Here is a 25,279-nt window from a genome sequence, read left to right as displayed (position 1 = left end):
TTCTGCTTGACCAATCAAGTGTTCAAACAGAAGGGGTCTTTAGAATAAGTGCAGTGCATAACCGCGGGGAATCGGCAGCAGTTGTTCAACGAGCGTTTTCGGATCTATCTGACATCAATGTGTCAGTTTGTAAAAGGTCGCTTCCTTGAAAATGGGTATAAAAAAACACTCCATCTCAAGAAGCTGTTCTTCTTTTTGGATGCAATGTGAATAGGGACTCTTTGAATGTATAAAATCAAACAGTCCCGGCTATAATAATAAAATAATTCGTTTGCTAACATTGGTGCGGGTCATATACGCCACCTTCCTTTTCTTTATTTGGAATTTTCTAAATATTTAAATTATTTCTACCTAGTCTACAAAAGAGTCGAGGCTTTGTCAATCGTTTGAGAAAATTTTTTTCATTTTTTTGGGTGTTTTTTTAAAAACATGGGTTTCTATGGGGAAAAACAGCAAGAATTGGTTTGTGCTGTGCCTTTTTCCCTTTTTTTAGGAACAGAATAGTTGTTGGATCTTGGTTTTTGTCCTACGATGATACTAGTAAGAGTTGGAAAAAGAAACGAGAGGAGCAAAGAAAATGAAAATTTTTGTCGTTGGTGCTACCGGACGGGTGGGCCAAAAATTGATCGCCTTTCTAGAAAAACAAGGACACATCGTTTATGCTGGTGCGCGCAGCAGTGAGAAAATCACAGAAACGGAGACGATCAAGCCCGTGTTCTTTGATTTACACACGGAACCGGAAGAGATGGCGGCCAAATTCGCCGATGCGGAAGCGGTATACTTCGTGGCGGGTTCCCGAGGCAAAGACTTGCTGCAATCCGATCTGTATGGTGCCGTCAAAGTGATGCAAGCCGCCGAATCAAAAGGAATCAAACGCTACATCCACCTTAGCTCAGCCTATGCCTTAGAACCTGAACAGTGGCAAAGGGAAGGCATGGCGTCATTGATGGATTACACGATCGCCAAGTTTTTCTCTGATCGCTGGCTGATCGACAACACCGCACTAGACTATACGATTTTGCAGCCGGGTGCGTTGAAAGAAACTCCAGGATCTAGTTTGATCGAGATCAGTGAAACGACCTCTGGTGCGATCCCCATCGAGGATGTCGCCGTCTTGTTAGGTGAAATGCTGGAACGTCCAGCAACCTATCAAAAAGTCATCAAAGTCCAAGCTGGGGAAACACCCATCAGTGAGGCACTGGATCAGCTTTAAGGCGAGCCTTTGGGCTTGAAGAGAATGTACTGAAGGAGCTGTACGGCAATGAATCGTTGTCGTGCGGCTTTTTTTCGTAAAAACTTTGAGATGCCCCTTCATTGCTATGAAAGCGATGACTCTTGACTTTGGAAAAATAGTTTGTTACGCTTATTGCTAACTTTAGAGGGGGTGGTAAACGAATGTCAAGCGACTCGAGTGACGGTGAGCAGAAACACTATTTTGACTTACCTTACTTTTTAATTGAATAGGAGACCAACAACAGCGCGTTATTTAGGAGCAGTTTCTAAATAAGGGGCTTATTTGTGTTATCCATCAATGAAAAAAGAAAAGGAAGAAGAATAAATGAATAAAAAAGAGTTTCAATTATCAGTGTCAGAAACAATCGAACAGTATCAGGTGCCCTCTATCGATCAAGGATTAGATGAGGCGCAAGTAACCGAGCGGTTAGAAACCTACGGATTGAACCAATTAGCGGTCAAAAAAACCGCCAAGTGGCGGTTGCTGCTGCGGCAATTCCATAACACGATCATCTACATTTTGATTTTCTCTGCCATCTTAACGCTGCTGATGGGGCATTTCTCTGATGCCGTGATCATTGGCATCGTCGTACTGGTCAATGCGTTGATCGGTTATTACCAAGAAGCCAATGCTTCCGATGCGTTAGAGCGGATCAAAGAGATGCTATCAGCAGAAGCCACGGTCTATCGGAATGGGATTCGTCAAGATATTCCAGCTGCCGAAGTCGTTCCGGGGGATGTCGTATTCTTAGAAGCCGGCGACAATGTGCCTGCGGATCTGCGGATCATCGAAGCCGATAACTTGCGTATCCAAGAATCCGCCTTGACTGGTGAAGCCGATTCGGTGGAAAAAATAACAGATGCCTTAGTGGATGAAGCAACCCCATTAGCAGAACAACGGAATTTGGCGTTTGCTTCAACTTCCGTGACGTCAGGAAGCGGGAAAGGGATCGTGATCGCTACCGGCGCCACGACTGAGATCGGGAAAATCTCCACAGAAGTCAACCAAACAGAAGAACGAAAAACGCCGTTAATGAAAGAGATCGATGGACTGGGGAAAGGCATCACCTATGTGATCATGGGCGTGGCAGTCTTGCTGTTTATCGTCAGTTTGTTCCAGCAAACCTATGCGATCTCTGTCTTGTCCTTAGCCGTCGTCACCATGATCGTCGGTTCGATCCCAGAAGGATTGCCCGCAACGACCTCGGTGGTTTTGGCGATGGGTGTCAGTGATATGGCAAAAAACAAGCACACCATCATCAAAACACTGCCAGCGGTTGAAACGCTAGGCTCAGTGGATGTGATCGCGACGGATAAGACCGGTACCCTGACCAAAAATGAAATGACAGTTAAAGACATCGTATTGGCTGAGCAGGAATACGAAGTGACGGGTGACGGCTATGCGCCGGTGGGCGTGATTCGTCCAAAGCAGGAGGACGTTCGCACGCAAGACATCTTGCAGTTGTTTTTGGAAGCTGGCTACGAAGCCAACGATACGGTATTGGTGCCAGAAGGAAATCACTGGACGATCAATGGAGAACCAACAGACGGCTCCTTTTTGACGCTGTATCATAAGCAATTTGCCTATCCGCAAGCACCCGCTTACCAAGAACTGGATATGCTACCCTTTGATTCGGACAACCGCTACATGGCGAAACTAGTGGCAAACCCTGCGGGGGAACGCTTGTTATTTGTTAAAGGCTCCCCAGATAAATTGTTTGAAATGGTGCAAAAACAAGCGGCACCTTTTAATGAAGCCTATTGGACAGGTCATGTTCGCCGCTTGTCGGCAGAAGGCAAACGAGTGGTAGCGGTGGGCTATCAGAAAGTTTCGATTGATCACATTGATGAAACGATTTTTGGGCAAGGGCTGCAATTACTAGGGATCGCCGGGATCATCGATCCGCCGCGAGAAGAAGTGATTGCCTCCCTGAAGGAAATGAACCAAGCCGGTGTTCAAGTGAAAATGATTACTGGGGATCACCCTCTGACCGCCAAAGCGATTGGGGAAAAGCTTGGCTTAGCGGATGAGATTCACGTCGTGACTGGGGCCGAGTTGGATCAGATGAGTGAAGCTGAATTTCAAGATGCTGCCTTGACGAATCAAGTCTTTGCACGAACCACGCCGAAAAATAAATTGGACATTATCAGAGCGCTGCAAGCCAAAGGCAAAGTCACGGCGATGACAGGGGACGGGGTCAACGATGCCCCTGCGTTGAAGCGGGCGGATATCGGTGTAGCGATGGGGATCAGCGGCACGGATGTAGCCAAAGACTCTGCTGATATGATCTTGACCGATGACAATTTCGGTACCATGTCCTTAGCGATTCGCGAAGGACGCAGGATCTATGACAACATCAAAAAGAGCATTCTGTTTCTGTTGCCGACATCTTTTGCCGAAGGGCTGATCATTGCCTTTACGATCATGATGCAAAAAGAATTGCCGCTGCAGGCGACACAACTGCTGTGGATCAACATGGTTTCTGCTATTACGATCCAGTTTGCGTTTATCTTTGAACCAGCAGAGTCTGGGATCATGAGCCGCAAGCCGCGAAAGACAGGCAATAAATTGTTGAATCGTCACGATATTTGGCAGATGGCGTATGTGTCGATCTTGATGGCAGTCATCAGTTTGATCGCCCATGACTGGCTCTTGCTACAAGGCGTCAGCGAAGCCGTTGCTAGTACCATGATGGTCAATATCGTGGTCTTGAGTAAGATTTTCTATTTGTTCAACATCCGTACCAGTGCACCAGCGTTTTCTAATGCTTCCTTCACCAATCCAAAAGCGTTCGTGATCATTGGGGTGATGCTGGTTCTGCAACTGTTATTGACCTATGTTCCATTTATGCAAAGCGCCTTTCATACTGAGGACATGTCCTTGATTGGCTGGGTCATCTCAGCAGCTTCTGGGATGGTCGTCTTACTCGTGACGGAGTTCGATAAATGGCTTCGTTCGAGAAAAAATATTTAACCTAGGTTTTCTCGTGTTTTTTACAGGCAAAATCGCCTTGCTGCAGCTCAGGAAAATGGCGGAACGACAAGGGATTTCTGCTGTCGCTGCTTTGGGGTTGCCAAAAGAAAAAGCCAAGAGGAATTCCTATTGGCTTGTAATCAGGCCTATTGACAAACAAAAATGGTCGGGCTAAAATGCACATGAATTGAATAGTATTCTTCGGGGCAGGGTGTAATTCCCGACCGACGGTGACAAGTACAATGCTTGAAGTCCGTGACCCGCATAGCTATGCGGTGGAGCCAGTGTGAATCTGGCACCGACAGTGAAAGTCTGGATGGGAGAAGAAAAACCACAAAATTTCAAGGGGCGCAGTGCGTCTAAAATTGATTTTTTGCCGGTCTTGTTTGTCTATGCCTCGTGAGATTCTCACGAGGCATTTTTTTATTGAAAGGAGGAAGGAAGATGCATAACGAATACATGCGTTTGGCGATCGCAGAAGCCAAAAAAGGGCGTTACCAAACCTTTACCAATCCGCTAGTGGGCGCTGTGATCGTCAAAGAGCAACGGGTCATTGCCAAAGGGGCTCACTTAGTCTATGGGCAGCCCCATGCGGAACGAAACGCCATCGAACAATGCCATTCCTCCGAAGACCTAATCAATTCGACTTTATACGTGACGTTAGAACCTTGCAACCATCAAGGAAAACAGCCGCCTTGCACCCAGCTGATCATCGACAGCGGCATCAAAAAGGTAGTCGTCGGCCAGTTAGACCCTAACCCGATCGTGGCTGGACAAGGCAAGCGCTTTTTAGAAGAACAGGGCATCGACGTGTTGGTGGGCATCGAAGAAACAGAAGTGCGCCGTTTGAATCCACACTATAATTTTTACCATCAGCATCAGCGACCTTACGTGGCGTTGAAGCAAGCGATCACTTTAGATGGCCGGATCGCTCATGATGCGTTAACCCGCAGTGCGATCACTGGTTCAGCGGTTTGGCAAAACGTCCATCAAGAACGTGGGGACTATCAAGGAATCTTAGTGGGCAGTCAGACGGTGTTGACGGATGATCCCACGTTATTGACCACGGTTGAAACCAGCTTTCCGCCGATTCGCATCGTGTTAGACCGTCGGGGGCGAACGCTGTCGCAACCCCATTTGGCACTGTTTGCCGATGATTCAGCACCCGTGTGGATTTTTACGCAGCAGACAGTTGTCAGCGACTTGCCAGCGCATGTGTCAGTGATCCAGCTGGAAGAGTTGACGATTGTTGCATTGTTGAAGGAGCTTGCCGAACGACAGGTCCAATCGCTTTACGTAGAAGGAGGCGCTGCGATCCATGATGCCTTTTTAGCCAGCGGACTGTGGCAAGAAAGCATTACCTATGTGGCGCCAAAGTTTCTTGGGGGCAATAGTCTCGCAAGTTTTACCAGTGAGCGTACCCCGAAACAGCTGCAGCAGCTAACAGAGGTGACGGTGACGGCAGTTGGGGAAGATGTTTGCATCCGAGGAAGGAGACCAGAGGAATGTTCACAGGATTGATTCAGGAAAAAGGCCGCATCAAAGAGATCCGCAAGCAAAGCCACACGATCCAGCTAACTTGCAGTGCGTCGGAAGGCTTGCTGGCGGATTACCAGATCGGAGACAGTATGGCGATCAACGGGACGTGTTTGACGGCGATCGCCAAACAAGCGACGACGTTTACGGTGGATATCATGCCAGAAACCTTTCAACGAACGACCTTTAAACAACTCTCGGTGGGTGCCGAAGTCAATTTGGAGCGAGCGATGGCAGCGACACAGCGTTTTGAAGGCCACTTTGTCGCTGGCCACATTGATGTAACGACCCGTTTGATCCAGAAAAAGCAGTTGGAAAATGCCTTGATCTTGACGTTTGCTTATCCTGTCAGTGTGCAAGGGGAAATCATTCCGCAAGGGTCGATTGCGATCAATGGCGTCAGTTTGACGGTCACCCAGACGACGGCACAGGCCTTTTCCGTTAGCTTGATTCCCCATTCCAAAGACCAGACGACGCTGGGGCAGTTGAAACAAGGGGAGTGGGTCAATATCGAGACGGATATGATCGGGAAATATGTCAAATACCAACGAAAATGAAAGAAGGCAGACGATGCATAAAGTAGAACAAGCAGTGGAATGGTTAAAAAAAGGCGGCTTAGTGATTGTCGCCGATGATGAAAATCGGGAATCAGAAGGAGATTTGATTGGGATCGCTGAATACGCAACGCCAGAAGCCGTCAATTTTATGGCGACTTATGGCCGCGGCTTGATCTGTGCACCCATCTCACAAGCGATCGCTGAAAAGCTGGCATTGCCTGAGATGACCGCCAATAATACGGATGCCTTTGGCACCGCGTTTACCATCAGTGTCGATCACGTGACGACGAGTACGGGAATTTCTGCGAAAGACCGGGCAGTGACGATTGAAAAGTTGGCTGATCCTGCGTCACAGGCTGCGGATTTTTATCGCCCTGGACATATCTTCCCATTGACCGCTCAACCTGGCGGCGTGTTGGAACGCAGAGGACATACAGAAGCGGCTGTGGATTTAGCGAAGCTTGCTGGCAGCGTGGAAGCAGCCTACATTTGTGAGATTTTAAATGAAGATGGCACGATGGCTCGGGTCCCAGAATTGAAAAAATTAGCAGAAAAATGGCAGCTGCCGTTTTTGACCATTGATGAGTTGGCGGAATATCTACGAGGAACTGCACCTATCACCGTGGATCTGCCAACGGCTTATGGGGCGTTCCAATTGACCTTATTTGAAGATGAATTCGGCAATGAACACCTTTTACTAGCTAAAGGCGAGATTCAACATACTACCGAGCCGCTGTTACTACGGATCCATTCAGAGTGTTTAACAGGCGATGTCTTCGGCTCTCATCGCTGTGATTGTGGCGAACAGCTGCAAGAAGCGATGCGGCAGATCGAAGCAAAAGGCCGTGGTGCGATTTTGTATCTACGCCAAGAAGGCCGCGGTATTGGCTTGCGGAACAAGCTCCGTGCCTACCAGTTGCAGGAACAAGGATTGGATACGTATGAAGCAAATATTGCATTGGGTTTTGCAGCAGATGCTCGTCATTACACGTTTGCTGCCGATGTTTTACGTTCCTTAGAAGTGCAGGAGATTCAACTGATGACCAATAACCCTGACAAAGTGAAGGAATTAGAAAGCTTAGGGATCAAGGTAGCAGAACGGATTCCGCTGGAGATGCCTGCGCATAAAGAAAACAGCAGCTACTTGAAAACGAAGAAAGAAAAGTTTCACCATTACCTATCTATTTAATCAACCAAAGGAGAATGAGCGATGACAGTATTTGAAGGAACGTTTCAGGGAGAGGCAGTCAAAGTAGGGATCGTGGTCTCACGATTCAACGAGTTTATCACTTCCAAGTTAGTGGAAGGCGCCAAAGACAATTTGTTGCGTCATGGAGTCAAAGCAGAAAACATCGATGTGTATTGGGTTCCAGGGGCTTATGAGATTCCGTATATTACCAAAAAAATCGTTGACCACAAACAATACGATGGGATCGTGACATTAGGTGCCTTGATTCGCGGAGCAACGACCCACTATGAATTGATCTCAAATGAAGTGGCGAAAGGCGTAGCCCAAATTGGTCTGAATGCCGACATTCCGATCATGTTTGGTGTGTTGACGACTGAAACGATCGAACAAGCCATTGAACGGGCGGGAACCAAAGCTGGCAACAAAGGCAGCGAAGCCGCTCAAGGTCTTTTGGAGATGATTTCGTTGAATCAGCAAATCCTTGGCAACGCATAGGTTTCACGTTCGAACAAAGGGAAGCTAGCAAGAACAAGCCTGCCTAAGCATAGGCATTAGACTGGAGACAGACTTCGTACAAAATGAAGTCTGTCTTTTTTTCATCATTAAAAAAAATGGATCATTTTACCAAATGATTCGCTTCTTCACGGGTACCGTATTTTCGATAGGTCAATGGAGAGGAAAACGCCCAATCAATCACGAACATTAGAATAACTCTTATTTAAGGAAATTTTCAGAAAATTATTTACATTTCACAAAAGGTTCCTTATAATGACTCTATTCATTGAGAGTGATTCTCATTTGCAAATAGATGTCAAAGCAGCACATGGCTTTGGCGCTTTTCATGAGAAGAACTGTTATAAGCGAAAAAACGCACAGATGCTTCTTTTACGATGGCGGCGAGGCAACAGTCAGGTTGTTTTTGCTGTGAAATCTGAGGGGATCGTGCTGAATAAAGGAGAATCACATGTCGGTAGGGTTGATTAAATCAAATCGTTGGATGGTTTCGACAATCATTTGCTGTGTTTTAGTTGTCGCCATTCTCTTATCTGTAGGAGTTGCTTTGGCAAACGGCCAAGCCAATATCACCCTTGGCGAAGTTTACCAAATTCTCTTCTATAAAATCAGCTATGGGTTGGTTGGTGATCTTTCAGGCATTTCAGACGCAAACATCAATATCGTCTGGTTTGTTCGGGCACCGCGGGTCTTGCTTTCTATTTTTGTGGGCATGGGGTTAGCGATCAGCGGGGCAGTTATGCAGGCGGTGGTCCAAAATCCATTGGCAGATCCCTATATCCTAGGGATCTCTTCAGGCGCATCCCTAGGGGCGACCTTCGCCATCTTAGTCGGTTTTGGCGGATCGGCGCTAGTCTTGCAGCTGGGCTTATCGTTTGGCGCCTTTGCAGGAGCGGGGATTGCCACCATTTTGGTGCTGCTGCTTGCCAGTATCGGTGGGAAAATGACTTCCACAAAACTTGTGCTGTCGGGGACGATCGTCAGTGCCTTATGCAGCTCTGTTTCAAACTTGATCATCTATCTGGCTAGCAATGCAGAAGGGATGAAGACCGTAGCGTTTTGGTCGATGGGCAGCCTAGCCTCGGCTTCTTGGAACAAATTGGGCTTTATCGTGGTTCTGGTTTCTTTGATCACGCTCTTCTTCCTGACGCAATACCGTGTTTTGAATACGCTTTTGCTGGGGGATGAAGTTGCCTCCACCTTAGGGGTCAAGCTGACCTTCTATCGTCGTTTTTATATGCTGCTAGCAGCGCTATTAACCAGTATCATCGTTGCGAATTCTGGTATGATCGGCTTTGTCGGCTTGATCATTCCTCATATCGTACGTGGAGTCAGCGGGTCGGATCATCGCCTGTTGATGCCATTGACCGCTTTGACAGGCGCGTTGTTTTTGATTTGGGCGGATGTGATCGCCCGTTCGACATTGCAAGGAGTCGAACTGCCAATCGGGATCATTACAGCGCTGATCGGTGCCCCGATCTTTATCTATATCATTGTCAAACGGCAATACAACTTTGGGGGGTGACGGAATGAAATTAGCAGTTGAAAAGCTCAATCTGACGATCGGGGATCAGCAGATACTAAAAGACATCTCCGTCCAAACCGCACAAGGGCAATTTGTCGGCTTGATTGGGTCCAACGGCAGCGGCAAATCTACATTGTTAAAAGCTATCTACAAAACGTTGAAACCTGACAGCGGCGACATTTATTTGGGTGAGATGAATATTTTGAAAAGTTCCGAAAAAAAAGTCGCCCAGCAAGTCAGCGTCGTCAGTCAATTCAATGAGTTGAGCTTTGATTTAACAGTAGAACAGATGGTGCTTTTAGGCCGCACGCCCCACAAGGGGTTGTTGGAACAAGACACCAAAGCCGATCATGAGCTGGTCACCGAAGCCTTAGCCAAAACAGGGCTAAGTGCCTACAGAAAACGCAGCTACCTCTCATTATCAGGAGGCGAAAAACAGCGGGTCGTCCTTGCTCGTGCCATCACCCAAGAACCGAAATTTATGATTCTCGATGAGCCGACCAATCATTTGGATATCCGATATCAACTGGAAATCTTAGAGACCGTCAAGCATCTGAAGATTGGCTTGTTGGCGGCGCTGCACAATTTGGAACAAGCAGCCAATTATTGCGACATTATCTATGCCTTAAAAGATGGTCGGGTCGTAGGGTATGGCGAACCAGAAACGTTGCTGACAGAAGAACTGATCGAAGAGATCTATGGCGTGAAATGCAGTATTTACCATCATCCGATCACAGGCGGATTAGGGTTTCATTATTATTTTGAAAAGGAGCAAACAGATGAATAAATGGGGAAAAATGATTGGGGTAGGATTGGCAGTCTTTACATTAAGCGCTTGCGGCAATGCGAAGGATGAAGGAACTTCGGCTTCTTCCTCACAGGCAGAAAGTACGTATCCTTTAACCATCAGCAACTACACCAAAGCAGAGGGCGGCACGCAATGGACTGCCAAGGACCAAACCTTTAATGAGGCACCGAAAAAAGTCGTTGCCAACACACGACCAGCAGCGGAATTGCTGCTGCATCTCGGCCTCAAGGATCAGATTGCGGGTGTCGGTGCAACCTTTGGTGCCGCTGATGAGGAAGTTGCTGCTGATTACGCAGAACTCAACGACCTGGGCAGCGACTATATCAGTAAAGAAACAGCCTTAAGTGTGGATCCAGATTTGATTTTTGGCCGCGGGGGACTTTTCGATAACCAAGATTGGGGCGTCGGCACCGTTGATTCCTTAAACGAGATGGGCATTCCGACTTATGTCCAAGAAACCTCTGTCACTGGGGCGACGTTTGATTCTGTTTATCAAGACATTGAAAACCTTGGTAAGCTCTTCAATGTCCCTGAGGCAGCCGCTGCTTTTGAAAAAGAATTAAAGGATCGTCAGAGTGCCTTGGAAGAAAAAGTAGCAGACAAAGAAGAGCAAACCTTTGCCCATCTCTTTATGTCCGATCCAAGTGTGGTCAGTGTCTATGCCGCTCAAGATGAGTCTTTTTTCAATAGCAACTTTGATATGATCAAACTGAACAATGTGTTTCAAGACTATTCAGGGGAAGTCAGTGTCGAAACTTTGATCGAAACGGATCCCGATGTCTTGATCGTCGGCGACTGGTCAACGATCGAAGGCAGTGTTTCCGGTCAAGAAATCATTGAAGGCTTATACAAAAACGACAAACTCTCTAGCATGAAAGCCATCAAAAACAAACAAGTCTACAGCATGGACTACAATTATCTCTTTGGCTACGGCTACCAAGCCTTAACTGGTTTGGAAGAACTGGTAGAGCAAATGGCACAATAAACACCTCCTGTTGCATAAAAAGGAGAACCAACTTTTTATATAATAGAAGAAAACCAACGTTTCACTGGCCAATCGACCACAGAAACGTTGGTTTTTTTGTATTTAAGAAAAGCACCCTTTGCCGCTGCCCGTTCCGCAACAAGTAGCCCGTTAGCTGTTTTTTTCTGTCACGTGGTCCATTTGATAGCGAGACAACAGCTTTTCTTTGTGTTTTTGCATGATCGTCTCGAGAGAAATATCGTATTTATCGGCGAGAATAAATAAGTTATCCAGTACATCGCCCAATTCTTCCGTCAGGTTTGCCAGTTTTTCTTCTGGCAAGCCTTCTTGTTCGTCGGGACGGTCACGACCGATCTCCAATGTCCGAATGGCACGGCTCACTTCCCCGACTTCCTCTGCTAAAAAATTCGCCCGAATAAACGGATCATATTGATACCAGTTGCGGGCTTTGTAGAAGTCACTGATAAATCGTTGATATTCCTCAATGTTCATAAATTTTTTCTCATCCTTTCCCAGAACCTTTATCAGAATCATGATATACTATTTCAAAATGATTGAGAAGGATGATGAAGAGTTTTATGAAAATTGCAGTCTATTGTGGTGCCAGTGTCGGTAATGAACCTAGTTTTGCAACAGCCGCCCAAGAATTGGGGCAGTGGATCGCTTCAAGAAAAAATACGCTAGTTTATGGCGGCGGAAAAGCCGGCTTGATGGGCGTGCTGGCAGATGCTGTCTTAGAAAATGGCGGTCAGGTGATCGGGGTGATCCCAACCTTTTTAAAGGATCGGGAACTAGCACATCCTGGATTGACCGAACTCCATGTCGTCGAGACAATGTCAGAAAGAAAACGAAAAATGTTCGAATTGTCGCAGGCGTTTGTCGCACTGCCAGGTGGTCCGGGTACGCTGGAAGAAATCACGGAGATGATCTCGTGGTCAAGAATCGGTCAAAACCCGAATCCTTGTGCTTTTTATGATGTGAACAACTTTTACCGCGCAACGAGAGCCTTGTATGACAATATGGTGGAAAACGAGTTCTTGACGCAGGCCGATCGCGAAAAAATCGGTTTTGCGCAAACAACGAATGAACTTGAAGCCTTTATTCAAGCCTACGAACCGCCAGTTATTCGGCAGTATTAAGCGGCGGCTATTGCAAAAGAGCAGGGCGAAGTACCGGTGGGTGTCGTCTTGCTCTTTTGCTTCTTTGACGCATTCTTAGTATAATGGGGTTTGTTTTGCAAGTGGGGTCATAAAATAAGATCCTTGGACAAAGAAATGGAGCGTAAATCATGACAACAAATTTTTGGGCTGAATTGCCGAAGCCTTTTTTTATCCTAGCACCAATGGAAGATGTCACCGATGTCGTTTTTCGGCATGTCGTTCAAGCTGCCGGCGCACCAGATGTTTTCTTTACGGAATTTACCAACTCCGATAGTTACTGTCATCCAGAAGGACGCGACAGTGTGCGGGGACGTTTAGTCTTCACCGAAGATGAGCAACCGATGGTGGCACACATTTGGGGCGATAAGCCAGAGTATTTCCGTGAGATGAGTATCGGATTAGCCGAGATGGGCTTTAAAGGGATCGACTTAAATATGGGCTGCCCAGTGCCAAACGTTGCCGGACGAGGCAAAGGCAGCGGCTTGATCTTGCGACCGGACGTTGCGGCTGAGCTGATCCAAGCAGCCAAAGCTGGCGGGCTGCCGGTCAGTGTCAAGACGCGTTTGGGCTATACCGAACTAGGAGAAATGGAAGCTTGGTTGACCCATGTCCTGCAACAGGATATCGCCAACCTTTCGATCCATTTGCGAACCCGCAAAGAAATGAGCAAGGTCGATGCTCATTGGGAATTGATTCCTGAAGTGGTTGCCTTGCGGGATAGAATCGCCCCACAAACGAAGCTGACGATCAACGGCGATATCCCTGATCGTACCAAAGGTTTGGAGCTAGCAGAAAAATATGGCGTAGACGGAATCATGATCGGTCGGGGTATTTTCAAGAATCCCTATGCCTTTGAAAAAGAACCGAAAGAGCATACCTCAGAAGAGCTATTAGGCTTGTTGCAGCTGCAATTAGACTTGCAGGACCATTACGCCAAAATGGTGCCACGCTCGATCGCAGGATTGCATCGTTTCTTTAAAATCTATGTCAAAGGCTTCCCTGGTGCCAGTGATTTGCGAGCAAAATTGATGAATACCAAATCAACGGATGAAGTTCGGCAACTGCTGGCAGAGTTTGCTGAGAAAAAGAACCACGAGGAAAGTATTGAAGCGTAAGTTTCAATGCTTTTTTTGTTTTTGGTTGCTGTACCCGCTCTCATTGTCAATCCTTCCTTGACAATAGATAGGTACCTATGTAAAATGGAGAGCGGACTTTTAACTAGGTACCTATCTAAATAGTGAAGAGGCGAAAGGAGCTGAAGGTCGATGGTTTCCGAACAAGAAATCGTGGAACGATTGTTTGAAGTGTATAAATTAAATCGGCGGTATGCGGAACAAAAATATGGGCGCTTTATGCCAGGTCGGGGACAGTTCAATTGCCTACTGGTATTGGACGAAAAAGGCACGTTGACTCAAAAAGATCTCGCCGCGTATTTAGCGATTCGTTCGACATCCACTGGCGAACTACTAAAGAAACTGGCTGAAAAAGGGCTGATCCAAAAAGAAGTCGATCCGAAAGATAAACGCAGCCATTTGATTTCGCTGACAGAAGCAGGCAAGGAAGAGGCACAGCGAATGAAAGAAAAACGTAGCAAGGCGCACCAAGAAATGCTGACCTATTTGACGGCAGAAGAAAAACAAGCCTTTGGTCAAGCCTTAGCAAAAATCGAACAGTTTTATCTTGAGAAGGAGGCGGACGTTGATTGAGTGAAACAGTCCAACGAACGGAACGTCAGCGGACGCTGATTTTTATTAATTTAATGATTACATGTATTGCCGTATCCATGTTGGCGACCGCCTTGACGACGGCTTTACCCGCCATCGTCACTGACCTGCAGATTTCCGTCACTACGGGCCAATGGCTGACAAGCGGTTATTCCTTGGCGATGGCGATCGTTATGCCCTTGACGGCATATCTTATGAATCGTGTGCCAACCAAAAAGCTCTATCTCGCTGCATTAGGAATTGCGTTGGTGGGCTTGCTGCTTTGTGCTGCAGCGCCCAATTTTCTAGTCATGATGCTTGCTCGTATTTTGCAGGCCGTAGGCAATGGAATCTTGACCGCAATGGCGCAAGTGATCCTCTTATCGATCTATCCGATCAATCGCATCGGTGTGGTGATGGGCTGGTATGGACTCTCAATTACCGCGGCACCCGTGATCGCACCGACGATCGCTGGGCTGATCGTGGACCGCTTGAACTGGCATGCGATTTTTTATATCGTTGCCGTGATCGTTTTGATCTCGTTGATTTGGGCCATAAAGGTTTTTGATGATGTGTTACCAGTAAGCAACAGCAAATTTGATCAGACCTCTTTTGTTTTGAGTGCCTTCGCCTTTGGTGGGATCACTTTAGGCTTTGGCAATATCGGCAGCTATGGCTTTTTCAGCTTACCCGTTTTAGGAACCTTAGGGATCGGTTTGGTAGCAGGGATCTTCTTTGTCTTCCGTCAGTTAAGAGCGGAAACCCCATTTTTGGATCTGCGGGTCTTGAAAACAAAAGAATATGCCATCAGTGTCTTTGGCAGTATCATGCTTTACTTGGTCTTGATGGGTTCGGCGATGCTGATGCCGCTTTACGTGCAGTCGATTTTAGGCAAATCAGCGACGATCTCAGGGTTAGCCGTTTTGCCAGGTTCCTTGGTCTCGGCTTTTTTAAGTCCGGTGGCTGGACGAATCTATGACAAAGTCGGCATCCGTCTGTTGACGATTTTCGGCGGCGGCTCACTGGTCTTGAGCAACATCGGCATGTATTTCATCCATATGCACACGGGTATTTGGGTAGCAGTGGTTTTGAACATGCTGCGCTGTGCCGCCACCGGCTGTTTGTTGATGCCCTTTGTGACGTGGGGAAATAAAAATATTCCGCCGCAGCTGACGGCGCATGGAACAGCGTTATTGACTTCTTTGCGGACGGTGGCAGGCGCCATCGGAACAGCATTATTTGTCGGGATCATGAATAGTGTGGCGCAAAACAGCACGACCTTAACGGGGACGAGTGCACTGCTTCATGGGATGAATGTTTCTTTCTTATTGATGACGATCGCTTCTGGTCTGCTGTTTGCAACGGGGCTATTTTTGATTCGTGATCAGAAACCAGAAGCCGTGTGGCTGGAAGGTGCGGAAGAACCGCTGGAATAAGCTCATCATTTAGTACAGTTCATAAAGCGTAAGAAGGTTTGCGAAGTTTTGGAATCAAGAAAAACGAAGGAAAACACACCCTCTCCAATGAAGATGAAAATATAGGTTGAGAGAAGAAAATCTGCCGGATCCGCAAGAAGCGTTCTTTGCGGCCGGCAGATTTTTTTAACCGTCTTCTTTTAGGTAGCGCCATAATGTCGTTCGGCTGATTCCTAGTTGAATAGCGGTTTTGGTTTGATTGCCCTCGTTTTGCTCTAATACATTTAGAATGATTGTTTTTGTATAGTCAAACAATGTCGGAGGTTGGAGGCTGCTTTTAGTCGTGAAATTGTCTTGTATATTAGTGAAATTTTGTATCAAACGTTCTTTATTTAGTAATTCTGCAACCTGGTGTTCAGAAATATAATGGGAATTCGCATTTAATACCAGTTCTTTGACACAGTATTGCAGCTGATCAAAATTTCCCGGCCAGTCATAGGCCATAAAGGCTTCTAACGCTCTAGGATCGAAGCCCATGATATCTTTGCTGCATTCAATATTCATCTTATTTAAAAGTAGTGTCGTGATAATACTCAATTCATTTTTTCGCTCACGAATCGTAGGAGCATAGATTTTGGCACTGCCTAACTGGCTTGCCAAGCGAGTAAAGGTTGTTGAATCACTTGTTTTATTGTTGTCATAGGTAAAGAGCAGCCGGTTGTTTTTCAAGACATTCGTCGTTTTGATCAAAGAGACAAGCCGTTCAATTGAAGCGGGCTTAAGCTGCTCAGCATGATCGAAGAAAATGGTATTGTGGACATCAACAAAAGGGCCATTGGCTGCATTGACTAGAAACTTCCATAACTTGTCTGTAATCAAAGCACAGTTGACGGTAATCAGATAGTTAGTGTCTTGCGTCTGGGACAAGTAAATCTGATAGGCGATATTTTTCTTCGCTGTGCCGCTTTCTCCGAATACTAGGTAGGAAGAATAGCTGGCTTCTTTTTTCTTGAGTTCCAGCTTGATTTCTTGAGGAATGAATTGTGAAAACAGCAGCTGCTTTGAAAAAACGGCTGCAACCTCAGCTTTTTTTTGATAGGTGATACCGTGTTTATTGGAAATAGGTGGTGTATTTTTCTCGTTTATAAAACAACAGTAATACTTCTGGTGATCAATAATATATGTTTTGACTGTAACTGTAACGAAACAGTTCTTTACTTGAGAATAGTGCTGTAGCTCTTTTTTTTCGGATTTCGTCTGTAAAATTTTGATGATTTCTGATGCAAAAATCGGGTCAAGGGTGGAAAATTCAACCTTATAATCATCGTCGCAAAACAGAATATCTTGTTTCAGGCAAAGCAACCCTTTTTCCAGAATCTCTTTTTTATGTTTGACTTGATTGACGTGATCGATGATCGTCAGGGCGTCTTCATAGGCACGTTTGATGCTCTCCAATCCTGACGTGATCAAAAGGGTGTTTAACGATTTTAAAAGAGCAGTACGATTCGTAATTGCATCGCATAAAATCAATTCATATTTTTTTTCTGCCAATGAATCGAGCATCTCGTGAGCATTGATATCCTCGTCGATGGTATAGATTTCAATGTTCAAACCTAAGAGATCGCAAAGTAAGTGCGCTTTTTCAGTAATACTAGGGTAGCCGACAATGACGAAGTTGTCTGTGTAATTTTCGGCCAAGCGAATGGCACTATGAACATCGTAAATCGATAGCGAGACATCAATTACCGGCAAAGAAACCACTCTTCGGATTAGTTTGGCAGTCCCACCGCGAGAAATGATCGCATCATATCCGTCATTGCAAAGTTGCGTTGCCAATTTTTGCCCTTCCACCAAATCGGCCGTATAAATAGTCGTCTCAACTTCAGGGTATTGCTCACCAATAATAGTCATTGAATAATTTAATTCTTCATAAGGTGCGATTCCTAAAATTTTCCTCTTCATTTTCTTCACCTTCAAAAGTGTTTCATTTGTAAACGATAATAACACAGAAAAACGATTAAGTATCCGTTTTCATTTAAACTGTTTCGAAATTAAACGATTTTTCTTTTTTTTAGAATGTAACCGCTTATTTTTTGTCGCTATAATCAAACCAAGAAGTCCGAGGTGGTGAGTAGATGTTAAAGTTGTTAGTTATTGCAGACGACTTTACAGGAGCGCTTGATACTGGGGTTCAATTTTCTAGACAGGGTATTCAAACTTTGGTCTCGACGGAAGCAGTTGTTCATTATGAGGAGATTCCGCATGAGATGGAGGTGCTGGTTCTTAACACAGAGAGCAGGCACTTAAACTTTGACACGGCTTACGAAAAAACCAAAGCCATTCTAGAAGAGGCACAAGCTGCCGGAATTCCCTATATCTATAAAAAAGTAGATTCGGCATTGAGAGGAAATATCAGTGCTGAGATAAAAGCAATGATAGATACGCATAAGCAAGCGGTCATCCCGTTTTTGCCTGCGTACCCCGAAATGAATCGAGTGTTGATCGATGGTCATTTATATATTGATGATGTCTTGGTTACAGAAAGTGTTTTTGCAGATGACCCATATGAACCAGTAATAGAAAGTAGTGTGATACAACGATTAAAGACGGAAGCTGACATCGAAGCAGTACTGGTACAAAATGATCAATTGCCAAACATTGGTGTGGCAGTCTTTGATGCCCAGACAGACGAGATGCTGGCAAAACATGGCAGACAGCTGAAAGAAAAAAAACTTCTGGGACTGACAGTCGGATGTGCTGGGTTTGCAAAGACTTTAGCACATGAACTGTTTCCAGAAGGGAGTAAAGTCCAGTTGCAGCTTGAAAAACCGATCGTGGTCATCTGCGGCAGTGTGAACCCTATAACGAAGAAGCAGATTGCTTATGCGCAAAAGCGCTCCCCACGCATTTCTTTGTCGGCAAAGCAATTGTTGGATGATACCTATTGGGAGAAAGAAGTGGGACGGCAAGAGGTGAGCGCCTATCATGAGCTGTTGAAAAAGGAATCCCTGGTCGTTTTTGATACCTGCAGCGATCAAACGACTGCTGAGCTTCTTACGCTTAGCAAAGAGCTGGGACTGACTGCAAAGGAGTGCCGCTTTCGCATAGGAGAGGCACTGGGGAAATTGACAAAAACACTTTGGTCTCAGCAACACAAAAACACATTTCTATTTACAGGTGGAGACACCTTATATCAAACGATGAGGGTTTTAGGTGTGACCGGTATCAAACCTTTGGTAGAACTCAAACCTGGCGTGGTTTTATCTGTAGTGGAGTGGAATAACAAAGAAATGCAGGTGATTACAAAATCCGGTGGGTTTGGCTCAGAAACATTATTTGAAGAAATCAAGCAGTACGAAACAATCAAGGAGGAATTGAAATGTTAACAGATTACAGTTTAAAAATGCCTAAAACGATTTTTGCAGGTGAACATGCAATCGAACAGCTGAAACCGATTATCAATAGCGGGATCCGTAAAATCGTTCTGTTTACTGATAAAAGCCTTCTCGCTTTGGGATTAATCGATTTGCCGATTCAACTAATCGAAGAAGCTGGAATTGAGTATACAATTCTTTCAGATATTCCAGCAGAACCTAATTATCACGAAGCCCAAGCGATGGTTGATGCTTTCAAAAATGAGCAAGCGGACTTTATTGTTGCTGTCGGCGGTGGTTCGGTCATGGATGTAGCAAAACTTGCTTCGATTTCAGCAACAGATGAGTATACCATCAAAGATTTGTTGGATGATCCGCTAGCGGCTAAAAAACACGTGAGAAGTTTGATGATTCCTTCGACGGCCGGAACGGGTGCAGAAGCAACACCGAACGCCATTGTCGGTGTACCAGAAAAAGACTTAAAGATCGGGATTGTCAATCCGGAAATGATTGCTGATTTTGTTCTGCTAGATGGGCGAATGATCAAGGATTTACCCAAACCAATTGCCGCAGCTACCGGTGTGGATGCGTTATGTCATGCGATCGAATGTTTTACCTCAGCAAAAGCCAATCCAATCAGCGACACCTTTGCCCTAGAGGCTCTAGACTTGATTATGAATCATATCATTGAAGCCTGTACAAATCCAGAAGCGCTTGAAGCTAAGCGCAGTATGCTGTTAGGCTCCTTTTACGCCGGTGTTGCGATCACGGCGTCTGGTACGACAGCTGTCCATGCGCTGTCTTATCCGTTGGGCGGAAAGTATCATATTGCCCATGGAGTGTCCAATGCGATCCTGTTAACACCAGTGATGAAATTTAATGAACCTGCTATCAAAGAATTGTTGGCTGATGCCTACGATCGCGTGATTCATGATGGGGATCAAACCCTCTCTATCGATGAAAAATCAGCGTTCATGATTAACAGATTAGAAAACATCGTTCGCATCTTAGAGATCCCGACAAGCCTAAAAACCTTCCATGTGCCAGAAGAAGACTTGGAAGGTTTAGTGGCAGCTGGTATGGAAGTTACCCGTCTGCTTGTCAATAACAAACGGGAAGTGACACCTGAAGATGCTCGAGCGATCTATCAGCAAATCTTATAAGTCAGTGTTGGAAAGGAGGATGAGTATTATGAAGAAAATTATCGGCATTACTATGGGGGATCCTGCTGGAATCGGACCTGAGATTTCTCTTAAAGCTTTTGCAAAACCGGCCCTTTACGATCATTGCCGACCATTATTAGTGGGGGATCGGAGTGTTGTTGACTATTATTTAGCAAAGCATCCGGAACTAGCACTAAAAGTAAATTCCATTGAGCAGCCCAAAGAAGGAAGGTATATCTTCGGCACAATTGATTTGATTGATTTGAAAAAGGTAGATATGGCCAGTTTTCTTATTGGCGAGGTATCAAAGACTGGCGGTGATGCCGCCTTTCAATACGTCAAGAAAGTCATTGAGCTAGCATTAGCCGGAGAGATTGATGCCACAGTGACTAATCCTCTGAATAAAGAAGCGATGAATGCAGCCGGACACCATTATGCTGGACACACAGAAATCTATGCAGACCTGACAGATACAGACAAGTACACGATGATGCTGGCAGATGGGAATCTGCGAGTCGTTCACGTATCAACACATGTTTCTTTGCGGGAAGCTTGCGATCGTGCAACGAAACAGCGTGTATTGGATGTGATCCGTATCGCAGACAAAGCTTGCAAAGATTTGGGTATTGAAAACCCGAGGGTCGCTGTTGCTGGGTTAAACCCTCATTGCGGAGAAAATGGCTTGTTTGGTCGGGAAGAAATCGAGGAAATCAATCCTGCTGTTGAAGCAGCTAAAGCAGAAGGTATCAATGTTTCCGGTTCACTGCCAGCGGATACACTTTTTTCAAAAGCCAATGGGGGGATGTATGACATTGTTGTAGCGATGTATCACGATCAAGGACATATTCCATTGAAATTATTAGGGTTCGTTTATGATCAAGAGGCACAAACTTGGCAAGCAGTAGAAGGGGTCAATATCACCTTGAATCTTCCGATTATCCGAACGTCGGTAGATCATGGGACTGCCTTCGACCAAGCTGGCAAGTGGACTGCCAGCGAATCCAGCTTAGAAAATGCCATCGACTATGCGATTCGCCTGGCTGAGCATACTAAATAATAGGACAAACAATTCAAAATAAACAAAAACAAAGGGGAGAATTATGGTGATTCAACTAGAACAAGTTCGTCAATCTGAGCCGAATGGGATCATGTACCGAGATGCATTTCTAAATATTGATTTTGGGCTGATTCCTACCGGCGGCAACAATACGGCTCATGCGCCGGCTTTGATCGAAACCGTAGATAACGGGATGCTGTGTGCGTGGTTTGCTGGCAGCTTTGAAGGAAGTGGGGATATCTCGATCGTGGTCTCTAAATTAGAGCCCACGACTCAAAAATGGTCTGATCCAATCACTGTTTCGAAAGGTATCGACCGAAGCGAACAAAATCCTTCTTTTTTCCGCGCACCAGATGGAAAGATCTGGCTGATTTATACCTCTCAACTCAGCCGACAAGAAGGTAAAGACAATATGCAGTTTACTTCGATCATCATGGTCCAAAAGTCAGATGATGAAGGGCAAACTTGGGGAGAGCCCGAGGTTTTATTTGAGAAAGAAGGCACCTTTGGTCGACAAGGTATCCAAATTTTGAGTAATGGCCGCTGGATATACAGCACTTGGCTGTGTGAAGATTCTGCCGAAGGTTTGACGAATGATCCAACAGAATTTCAAGTATCGGACGACCAAGGAAAAACATGGCGGGCTGTACGAATGCCGGATAGCAGCGGACGCGTCCATGCCAACGTCGTAGAGGTAGAACCGGGACATTTGGCAGCGTTTATGCGGAGTCGATTTGCCGATTTTGTGTATATTAGTGAGTCCTTTGATTTTGGTGATAGTTGGTGCGTGCCTGCGGCCACAGGACTACCGAATAATAATGCAAGTGTTAGTGCGATCAAACTGGCTAGCGGGGAGATTGCATTGGCGTACAATCTTAATTCTGCGCCAAATGCGACTTTTGGTAAAGTTGCTTGGCCGGGACTGCGCAATCCAGTGGCTGTCTCTGTAAGTGAAGATGTTGGCAAAACATGGCCAATTGGCCGGATTTTTGAAGCCGCAGAGGGATATATTGGGACGGAAAACAAAACCAATAATTCACAATATGAATACCCAACGATCTATCAAGACAAAGAAGGGCTTTTACATCTAGTCTATGCCTATCGAAATCGACTTTGCGTAAAATATATTCGGTTTACTCCTAAAGATCTATTCGGAGAAAAGCGGGAAATGATGGGGGTGTATAATCCGACCTCCGGTGAAGGGGTTGAGGAGGCAAGTAGTTGACGATAGAGGTGTCTTAGGCTGTTGCCAATCATCAAGCAAAGCATCTATCAGCCAATCTATTCAAATGAAAACGTATTCTGAAGGAAGAAAAGGAGTAATCACAATGAAATCAATTGAATTAAAAGGAATTATCAGCCCTATCCTAACACCTATGTACGAAGATGAGAGTATCAACTTTGAGGAGTTGCGTCATCAAGTAGATCGAATGATCGACAACGGAATTCATGGCATCTTCCCGTTTGGAACAAACGGCGAAGGTTACATCTTATCTGCAGAGGAGAAAAAGCAGGTATTAGAAGTCGTTGTAGACCAAGCTGCCGGTCGGGTACCAATCTACGCTGGTTCCGGCGCGATTTCTACGAAAGAAACGATTGAACAGAGCAAGATGGCGCTAGCTGTTGGAGCAGATGTTTTATCGATCATTACACCAAGTTTTGCAGCAGCCAGCCAAGAAGAAATCTATACCCATTACAAGACGGTTGCTGAAGCTGTAGATTTGCCAATCGTCCTGTATAACATTCCAGCTCGGACGGGAAATGCCATTGCTCCAGCCACCGTTGCCCGTTTGGCACAAATTGACAACATCATTGGTGCCAAAGATTCTAGTGGGAATTTTGCTAATATTCTAGGTTATATCGAAGCTGGTAAAGCAAAAACAAACGGAACGTTTTATACGTTGTCGGGGAATGATCAGCTGATTATCTGGACGTTATTAGCAGGCGGAACCGGTGGCATCGCTGGATGCGCGAATGTGTATCCGAAGACAATGGCTTCTATCTACGATCTTTTTGTAGAAGGGAAGATTGAAGAGGCGAAAACTGCAAATGAACGCATTCAAAACTTCAGAAACTGCTTCAAATATGGCAACCCGAATACGATTGTCAAAACAGCCACTGCTTTACTTGGTAGCAACGTCGGAAAATGCCGAGCACCATTCAATCAGATCCCAGACGAAGGGATCGCTGCATTGAAAAAAGTATTAGCAGAAGACAAAGAAAAAGGTCTGTGTTAACAGGCGTAAAACGGCAGCTCTTAGCTGCAAACGTAAGCATGATGGATAGGCGGACGAATCAGCCGCTTATCCGACAGCTTGCAGCAAAATTAAAAATTAGGAGGATGTTATGACTATTCAAATGATGACTGCACTAGCTATTACCGTAGTCATGATTATTTTGATCATGATTGAAAAAATTCCCTTCGGGGCGGCGCCCTTATTTGCTTGTTTATTATTAGTTATTTTCGGTATTACAGATATCAAAGGTGCCTTTGCGGGTTTCTCAAATTCAACGATCATCATGTTGGCGGAGTTTATGGCCATCATCGCCGCATTGGAGAAGACTAGCTTCATCGTCGTCTTTAAAAAAGCGATGTTTTCCATGGCCAACAAAGGCGGCTTCAAATCCTATCTTTTGATCATTCTTGTCGTGATGTTAGGTGGCAGTTTGTTTGGGACGGGATCAACTGCGTATTATGTACTGACATTGGGGTTGTTGTCCACGTTGCCCTATTCAAAAAAATTGCCGCCGTCAAAAGTCATTATGACTGCCGGTTTTGCTACTAATCACCCCTTGATTCCTTTTAATACAGCGTTGCAGTATGGCATCGTCATTGCTGTGTTAAATGCTGCAGGGATCATGGCGGAAGTTTCTGTCTTTAAATTTGCAATTGTCAATTTATTTTTGTCGATCGGCTTCTTACTCAACTGTATCATCCAATATAAGTTTCTTCCTGACCATCCGACATCAGAAGACTCGCAAGCAGTGGTGTCAAATGATGGGCAGGTACCTGCTTCGCAACTGCCACGATGGAAAGAATTGACTACCTATGGTGTATTTGTGTTTGCTGTTGTTGGTATGCTGTTGCAAAGTCAAATTGGGGATGCAGGGTATGCGATGGCCGGTCTATCCGTTGCAGTGATTTTACTGATCGGTGTTTTGGATTTCAAAGAAATTCGAGATGCGATCAGTGCGCCAATCATCTTAATGTCTGCGGGGGTCATCGGTGTTGCTGATGCTCTGGGAAGTACTGGTTTAACGAATTTAGTCGGAACGACTGTAGCAGATATGCTGGGTACAAACGTGAACCCTTTCGTGATGATTTTTGCCTTTTGTGTTCTGACCAGTCTATTAGCGACGTTGACTGGTTCGACAATCGGTACGGTTTACGTCTTTACGCCGTTGGCAATTGCTACTTGTACAAGTTTAGGATTGGATCCGACTGCTGCTGCTTGTGCTATCGTCATCTCTGGCTGGTGTGGCCATTTCTTACCGATTGATGGTATGCCCGCGATGATATTAGGTACTGGAAAGTACACGGCGGTTCAATTTTGGAAGTTTACCGTTCCGCAATACTTTATTCGACTGGTCTTCTTGACTGTCGGATCGATCTTAATGTTCCCAATGTAAGAGGGCAAAAAACTACTTTGAATGAGGTGTAGAAAATGGAAAACAATTTTGAATTAGAACACATCGGTATCAATACTGCAAATGAAACACAAGCACAAGAGCTTGCGAAACAACTGAGCATGATTTTTAATCTAATCCCCCGTCATGGACAAAAATCAGAGTTTGCTGGCGATTATTTTGAATGTATGAAGGCACCTTTTTTAGGAACAAACGGTCATATCGCCATGCGTACAGCTGATTTGGAGAGTGCTGTTGCGGAACTTGAAGCAAAAGGCCTGGTGTTTAATATGGATACAGCAGCCTACGATGAAGAAAACAAACTGAAAAATATTTATTTAGCAGATGAGTTTGGTGGATTTGCTATCCACATTTTAAGAAAATAAGACGTTCTTTTTCGATTTTCTTTTCTGGTCAAGTGAAAGTCATAGCAGGCTGAATCTACATTCTGCTATGACGT

The 25,279-nt window shown here is 45.3% G+C and carries 22 protein-coding genes and 1 riboswitch; of the genes, 20 read left to right on the top strand and 2 right to left on the bottom strand.

The genetic code is table 11. The features are described 5' to 3' along the window. Positions 1-577 precede the first annotated feature (577 nt). The 9 genes from IGI84_RS14795 (at position 578) to IGI84_RS14755 (ending at position 11,320) form a co-directional block, all read left to right on the top strand. Positions 578-1,213: an NAD(P)H-binding protein gene (locus IGI84_RS14795; protein ID WP_123833958.1), complete on the top strand. Its 636-nt coding sequence runs from the start codon at positions 578-580 to the stop codon at positions 1,211-1,213. 345 nt (positions 1,214-1,558) lie between these two features. Beyond that, the gene (locus IGI84_RS14790; RefSeq protein WP_430600485.1) at positions 1,559-4,207 is read left to right on the top strand and encodes an HAD-IC family P-type ATPase; all 2,649 of its coding nucleotides are present in this window, start codon (positions 1,559-1,561) and stop codon (positions 4,205-4,207) included. 193 nt (positions 4,208-4,400) lie between these two features. After that, positions 4,401-4,539: riboswitch (FMN riboswitch) on the top strand. A gap of 112 nt (positions 4,540-4,651) precedes the next feature. Continuing rightward, positions 4,652-5,728, top strand: a complete 1,077-nt coding sequence (ribD, locus tag IGI84_RS14785; RefSeq protein WP_200126683.1) for a bifunctional diaminohydroxyphosphoribosylaminopyrimidine deaminase/5-amino-6-(5-phosphoribosylamino)uracil reductase RibD — start codon at positions 4,652-4,654, stop codon at positions 5,726-5,728. Then, complete coding sequence (locus tag IGI84_RS14780; protein ID WP_200126681.1) at positions 5,713-6,300, top strand: riboflavin synthase; 588 nt, start codon at positions 5,713-5,715, stop codon at positions 6,298-6,300. Before ribD ends, IGI84_RS14780 begins: the two co-directional genes overlap by 16 nt. Next, positions 6,278-7,489: a 3,4-dihydroxy-2-butanone-4-phosphate synthase gene (gene ribB / locus IGI84_RS14775; RefSeq protein WP_430600484.1), complete on the top strand. Its 1,212-nt coding sequence runs from the start codon at positions 6,278-6,280 to the stop codon at positions 7,487-7,489. Before IGI84_RS14780 ends, ribB begins: the two co-directional genes overlap by 23 nt. A 21-nt stretch (positions 7,490-7,510) precedes the next feature. Then, positions 7,511-7,984, top strand: coding sequence for a 6,7-dimethyl-8-ribityllumazine synthase (gene ribH / locus IGI84_RS14770; RefSeq protein WP_005230622.1), 474 nt, complete (start codon positions 7,511-7,513; stop codon positions 7,982-7,984). 469 nt (positions 7,985-8,453) lie between these two features. Beyond that, positions 8,454-9,527: a FecCD family ABC transporter permease gene (locus IGI84_RS14765; protein ID WP_430600483.1), complete on the top strand. Its 1,074-nt coding sequence runs from the start codon at positions 8,454-8,456 to the stop codon at positions 9,525-9,527. 4 nt (positions 9,528-9,531) lie between these two features. Continuing rightward, positions 9,532-10,314, top strand: a complete 783-nt coding sequence (locus IGI84_RS14760; protein WP_010748955.1) for an ABC transporter ATP-binding protein — start codon at positions 9,532-9,534, stop codon at positions 10,312-10,314. Next, entirely contained in the window at positions 10,307-11,320 is a 1,014-nt protein-coding gene (locus IGI84_RS14755; protein ID WP_086332738.1) for an ABC transporter substrate-binding protein, read from the top strand. Before IGI84_RS14760 ends, IGI84_RS14755 begins: the two co-directional genes overlap by 8 nt. A 150-nt stretch (positions 11,321-11,470) precedes the next feature. Here the strand turns inward: IGI84_RS14755 and IGI84_RS14750 are convergent, their stop codons facing one another. After that, positions 11,471-11,812, bottom strand: coding sequence for a MazG nucleotide pyrophosphohydrolase domain-containing protein (locus IGI84_RS14750; protein ID WP_015510530.1), 342 nt, complete (start codon positions 11,810-11,812; stop codon positions 11,471-11,473). 86 nt (positions 11,813-11,898) lie between these two features. On the opposite strand from IGI84_RS14750, the gene IGI84_RS14745 reads away from it, so the two are divergent. From IGI84_RS14745 to IGI84_RS14730, 4 genes are all read left to right on the top strand, one after another. Then, the gene (locus IGI84_RS14745; protein WP_170927553.1) at positions 11,899-12,459 is read left to right on the top strand and encodes a TIGR00730 family Rossman fold protein; all 561 of its coding nucleotides are present in this window, start codon (positions 11,899-11,901) and stop codon (positions 12,457-12,459) included. Between the two features lie 149 nt (positions 12,460-12,608). Continuing rightward, positions 12,609-13,595 (top strand): tRNA dihydrouridine synthase, encoded by a 987-nt coding sequence (locus tag IGI84_RS14740; RefSeq protein WP_015510528.1) that lies wholly within the window; start codon positions 12,609-12,611, stop codon positions 13,593-13,595. Positions 13,596-13,745: 150 nt separating this feature from the next. Next, positions 13,746-14,186, top strand: a complete 441-nt coding sequence (locus IGI84_RS14735; protein WP_005230651.1) for a MarR family winged helix-turn-helix transcriptional regulator — start codon at positions 13,746-13,748, stop codon at positions 14,184-14,186. Beyond that, complete coding sequence (locus tag IGI84_RS14730) at positions 14,183-15,619, top strand: MDR family MFS transporter (protein ID WP_430600482.1); 1,437 nt, start codon at positions 14,183-14,185, stop codon at positions 15,617-15,619. Before IGI84_RS14735 ends, IGI84_RS14730 begins: the two co-directional genes overlap by 4 nt. A gap of 165 nt (positions 15,620-15,784) precedes the next feature. Here IGI84_RS14730 and IGI84_RS14725 read toward each other — a convergent pair whose 3' ends face one another. Continuing rightward, complete coding sequence (locus tag IGI84_RS14725; protein WP_430600481.1) at positions 15,785-17,560, bottom strand: PrpR N-terminal domain-containing protein; 1,776 nt, start codon at positions 17,558-17,560, stop codon at positions 15,785-15,787. A gap of 173 nt (positions 17,561-17,733) precedes the next feature. On the opposite strand from IGI84_RS14725, the gene IGI84_RS14720 reads away from it, so the two are divergent. The 7 genes from IGI84_RS14720 to IGI84_RS14690 all read left to right on the top strand — a co-directional run bounded on the left by IGI84_RS14720 (position 17,734) and on the right by IGI84_RS14690 (position 25,205). Beyond that, a complete protein-coding gene (locus tag IGI84_RS14720) occupies positions 17,734-18,984 on the top strand; it encodes a four-carbon acid sugar kinase family protein (RefSeq protein ID WP_201690543.1) in 1,251 nt (416 codons plus the stop codon). After that, positions 18,978-20,135 (top strand): iron-containing alcohol dehydrogenase, encoded by a 1,158-nt coding sequence (locus tag IGI84_RS14715; RefSeq protein WP_430600480.1) that lies wholly within the window; start codon positions 18,978-18,980, stop codon positions 20,133-20,135. The genes IGI84_RS14720 and IGI84_RS14715 overlap by 7 nt, the downstream gene beginning before the upstream one ends. Before the next feature lie 25 nt (positions 20,136-20,160). Further along, positions 20,161-21,192 carry a 4-hydroxythreonine-4-phosphate dehydrogenase PdxA gene (pdxA, locus tag IGI84_RS14710; RefSeq protein WP_411813659.1) on the top strand — a complete coding sequence of 344 codons (1,032 nt, stop codon included), beginning with the start codon at positions 20,161-20,163 and terminating at the stop codon, positions 21,190-21,192. 43 nt (positions 21,193-21,235) lie between these two features. Next, positions 21,236-22,417, top strand: a complete 1,182-nt coding sequence (locus IGI84_RS14705) for a sialidase family protein (RefSeq protein ID WP_228079059.1) — start codon at positions 21,236-21,238, stop codon at positions 22,415-22,417. 103 nt (positions 22,418-22,520) lie between these two features. Then, positions 22,521-23,429 carry a 4-hydroxy-tetrahydrodipicolinate synthase gene (gene dapA, locus IGI84_RS14700; RefSeq protein WP_430600478.1) on the top strand — a complete coding sequence of 303 codons (909 nt, stop codon included), beginning with the start codon at positions 22,521-22,523 and terminating at the stop codon, positions 23,427-23,429. 109 nt (positions 23,430-23,538) lie between these two features. Continuing rightward, positions 23,539-24,822, top strand: coding sequence for an SLC13 family permease (locus tag IGI84_RS14695; RefSeq protein WP_151196040.1), 1,284 nt, complete (start codon positions 23,539-23,541; stop codon positions 24,820-24,822). Between the two features lie 35 nt (positions 24,823-24,857). Further along, positions 24,858-25,205 (top strand): 2-dehydro-3-deoxyphosphogluconate aldolase, encoded by a 348-nt coding sequence (locus IGI84_RS14690; RefSeq protein WP_194195628.1) that lies wholly within the window; start codon positions 24,858-24,860, stop codon positions 25,203-25,205. Positions 25,206-25,279: the final 74 nt, after the last annotated feature.

This window comes from Enterococcus sp. DIV0008 (assembly GCF_050542615.1).
GTDB classification, from domain to species: Bacteria; Bacillota; Bacilli; order Lactobacillales; family Enterococcaceae; genus Enterococcus_D; species Enterococcus_D innesii.
Note: the sequence above shows the minus strand (reverse complement) of the source record. Positions and strands in the feature narration are given on the sequence as shown.

Excerpts from the sequence above, each read along its gene's own strand:
- IGI84_RS14725 (WP_430600481.1), bottom strand. The coding sequence starts at position 17,560 with ATGAAGAGGAAAATTTTAGGAATCGCACCTTATGAAGAATTAAATTAT.
- ribD (WP_200126683.1), top strand. The coding sequence starts at position 4,652 with ATGCATAACGAATACATGCGTTTGGCGATCGCAGAAGCCAAAAAAGGG.
- IGI84_RS14695 (WP_151196040.1), top strand. The coding sequence starts at position 23,539 with ATGACTATTCAAATGATGACTGCACTAGCTATTACCGTAGTCATGATT.
- IGI84_RS14750 (WP_015510530.1), bottom strand. The coding sequence starts at position 11,812 with ATGAACATTGAGGAATATCAACGATTTATCAGTGACTTCTACAAAGCC.
- ribB (WP_430600484.1), top strand. The coding sequence starts at position 6,278 with ATGTCAAATACCAACGAAAATGAAAGAAGGCAGACGATGCATAAAGTA.
- dapA (WP_430600478.1), top strand. The coding sequence starts at position 22,521 with ATGAAATCAATTGAATTAAAAGGAATTATCAGCCCTATCCTAACACCT.
- IGI84_RS14705 (WP_228079059.1), top strand. The coding sequence starts at position 21,236 with ATGGTGATTCAACTAGAACAAGTTCGTCAATCTGAGCCGAATGGGATC.
- IGI84_RS14765 (WP_430600483.1), top strand. The coding sequence starts at position 8,454 with ATGTCGGTAGGGTTGATTAAATCAAATCGTTGGATGGTTTCGACAATC.
- IGI84_RS14740 (WP_015510528.1), top strand. The coding sequence starts at position 12,609 with ATGACAACAAATTTTTGGGCTGAATTGCCGAAGCCTTTTTTTATCCTA.
- IGI84_RS14760 (WP_010748955.1), top strand. The coding sequence starts at position 9,532 with ATGAAATTAGCAGTTGAAAAGCTCAATCTGACGATCGGGGATCAGCAG.
- IGI84_RS14715 (WP_430600480.1), top strand. The coding sequence starts at position 18,978 with ATGTTAACAGATTACAGTTTAAAAATGCCTAAAACGATTTTTGCAGGT.
- IGI84_RS14690 (WP_194195628.1), top strand. The coding sequence starts at position 24,858 with ATGGAAAACAATTTTGAATTAGAACACATCGGTATCAATACTGCAAAT.
- IGI84_RS14780 (WP_200126681.1), top strand. The coding sequence starts at position 5,713 with ATGTTCACAGGATTGATTCAGGAAAAAGGCCGCATCAAAGAGATCCGC.
- IGI84_RS14735 (WP_005230651.1), top strand. The coding sequence starts at position 13,746 with ATGGTTTCCGAACAAGAAATCGTGGAACGATTGTTTGAAGTGTATAAA.
- ribH (WP_005230622.1), top strand. The coding sequence starts at position 7,511 with ATGACAGTATTTGAAGGAACGTTTCAGGGAGAGGCAGTCAAAGTAGGG.
- IGI84_RS14745 (WP_170927553.1), top strand. The coding sequence starts at position 11,899 with ATGAAAATTGCAGTCTATTGTGGTGCCAGTGTCGGTAATGAACCTAGT.
- IGI84_RS14795 (WP_123833958.1), top strand. The coding sequence starts at position 578 with ATGAAAATTTTTGTCGTTGGTGCTACCGGACGGGTGGGCCAAAAATTG.
- IGI84_RS14755 (WP_086332738.1), top strand. The coding sequence starts at position 10,307 with ATGAATAAATGGGGAAAAATGATTGGGGTAGGATTGGCAGTCTTTACA.
- IGI84_RS14720 (WP_201690543.1), top strand. The coding sequence starts at position 17,734 with ATGTTAAAGTTGTTAGTTATTGCAGACGACTTTACAGGAGCGCTTGAT.
- IGI84_RS14790 (WP_430600485.1), top strand. The coding sequence starts at position 1,559 with ATGAATAAAAAAGAGTTTCAATTATCAGTGTCAGAAACAATCGAACAG.